Source organism: Desulfamplus magnetovallimortis (assembly GCF_900170035.1).
Taxonomy (GTDB): Bacteria; Desulfobacterota; Desulfobacteria; order Desulfobacterales; family Desulfobacteraceae; genus Desulfamplus; species Desulfamplus magnetovallimortis.
The window spans coordinates 172,908-174,331 of sequence record NZ_LT828544.1 but is presented as its reverse complement, the minus strand read 5'-3'; the positions used below and the strand labels follow the sequence as shown (position 1 = coordinate 174,331).

General features: G+C 38.1%; 5 protein-coding genes. 1 reads left to right on the top strand and 4 read right to left on the bottom strand.

The window, feature by feature from the left end; all coding sequences use genetic code 11:
- Nucleotides 1-109: 109 nt before the first annotated feature.
- Entirely contained in the window at nucleotides 110-286 is a 177-nt protein-coding gene (locus MTBBW1_RS10895) for a nucleotidyltransferase substrate binding protein (protein WP_186441210.1), read from the bottom strand.
- A 103-nt stretch (nucleotides 287-389) separates the two neighbouring features.
- On the opposite strand from MTBBW1_RS10895, the gene MTBBW1_RS10890 reads away from it, so the two are divergent.
- On the top strand, nucleotides 390-557 hold the full coding sequence (locus tag MTBBW1_RS10890; protein ID WP_080803270.1) for a glycosyltransferase: 168 nt from the start codon (nucleotides 390-392) through the stop codon (nucleotides 555-557).
- A 101-nt stretch (nucleotides 558-658) separates the two neighbouring features.
- Here the strand turns inward: MTBBW1_RS10890 and MTBBW1_RS30180 are convergent, their stop codons facing one another.
- The 3 genes from MTBBW1_RS30180 to MTBBW1_RS29065 form a co-directional block, all read right to left on the bottom strand.
- Nucleotides 659-847, bottom strand: coding sequence for a type II toxin-antitoxin system HicA family toxin (locus MTBBW1_RS30180; protein WP_080803267.1), 189 nt, complete (start codon nucleotides 845-847; stop codon nucleotides 659-661).
- Nucleotides 828-1,067, bottom strand: coding sequence for a type II toxin-antitoxin system HicB family antitoxin (locus MTBBW1_RS10880; RefSeq protein ID WP_080803264.1), 240 nt, complete (start codon nucleotides 1,065-1,067; stop codon nucleotides 828-830). The genes MTBBW1_RS30180 and MTBBW1_RS10880 overlap by 20 nt, the downstream gene beginning before the upstream one ends.
- Before the next feature lie 173 nt (nucleotides 1,068-1,240).
- Nucleotides 1,241-1,424 (bottom strand): hypothetical protein (locus MTBBW1_RS29065; RefSeq protein WP_222424040.1); only part of this gene is annotated, 184 nt, incomplete at its 5' end.

The following is a 1,424-nucleotide window of genomic DNA, read 5'->3' as shown; positions in this document are numbered from 1 at the left end:
AATTTTGCTCTGGAGCCAAACAGAATTGCAGATTTTATCTGATGATTTGACTTCAGGATTTGAATGATTTTTTCTGAAGTGTTTAAATCCAGCGTCGGTATCATTTCTATCAAATTTCCTCCATCTCTATTTGTTCCATGTTTTTTTTAAAAGAGAGGAATTGTGGAAGGTATATATTGACAATTTCTTTTACGGCTTTTTCAGCCATGGATTTGTCGTAGGCATGTGACGTAAGATTTCTGGCCTGAATCATATCCATCCAGATATCACCATCATTTTTTATCATTAAGGATACAATCATGTACAAAAATAGAAAACTTGCAGCAGTAATCCCCTGCTACAACGAAGAGACCCAGATCAAAAACGTCATAGATACCATGCCTGAATAGGTGGACAAAATCATAACCATTGATGACAAAAGCCCGGACAACACCATATCAGTAATAAAAAAATGCCAGCAAATCAACCCAAAAGTTGAGCTTATCGCACTTGAGGAAAATGAGGGAGTTGGCGGAGCAATTGCCGCTGGCTACAAATGGGCACGGGATAATGATTAAAACAAAATAGATCATTCGTCACGCAAAGTTTGCTTTAATTGATCAAATGAGTATAGTTCCTGTTTTTTCATTCACCCCATAGATTCCCTGAGATGGGTGCATTAAAATTTTGGTTTCAAGCCGGCTTGTTTGCAAAGCACATTAGCGGTAATGCGATCAAATATCCTATGTCGTTTGATTGGTACAACTTTAACGCCGTCGGAATAAATGGAATGGTTACAACCTTCTCTTAGAAGATAGAAACCATGTCTCTCAAAAAAGCTTACCAGATCACGCCGTTTGACAGACATCTTGAACCTCAACCGGAAGTTGCTCTATTAAGCAATTGGCGTGGGGAATTTCCATTTTCATTTCTTTATATGCAATTACCATTTCCTGCAGTGCGTCCCTGAGCATGAAACGGCAATCTTCAAGATTTTTCCCTTCTGTAATAACCTCCGGCCACTCTATGAGTTGTCCCATGTAACCACTCTTTAGCTTTGTATATTTGGCAGTATAGCTTATAAACATTTTGGAACCTCCAGACAGACATTCATCCCAACCATCATCTTAAAATACGTATTTCTCATAATCCTGGGCAATCACGCAGAATTACCCCTGCAAAAATTGCCACTTGTTCCCCAAGTCATTTCCTTATGAGATCAAGGCATATTTCTTCCATTTTTTAAGCTTTTCTGATATTCTCAAACAACAATAGCCCAAGATATTGCATAAAGCAATACACAATGTTTTTTATCAATAAGGATATAATCATGTACAAAAACAAAACACTTGCAGCCGTAATTCCGTGCTACAACGAAGAGACCCAGATCAAAAACGTAATAGAAACCATGCCTGAATACGTGGGAAAATAATAACGCAGTACCG

What these genes read in the sequence shown, in the direction of transcription:
- MTBBW1_RS10895 (WP_186441210.1), bottom strand. Translation starts at nt 286, where the DNA reads ATGATAAAAAATGATGGTGATATCTGGATGGATATGATTCAGGCCAGA.
- MTBBW1_RS30180 (WP_080803267.1), bottom strand. Translation starts at nt 847, where the DNA reads ATGTCTGTCAAACGGCGTGATCTGGTAAGCTTTTTTGAGAGACATGGT.
- MTBBW1_RS10880 (WP_080803264.1), bottom strand. Translation starts at nt 1,067, where the DNA reads ATGTTTATAAGCTATACTGCCAAATATACAAAGCTAAAGAGTGGTTAC.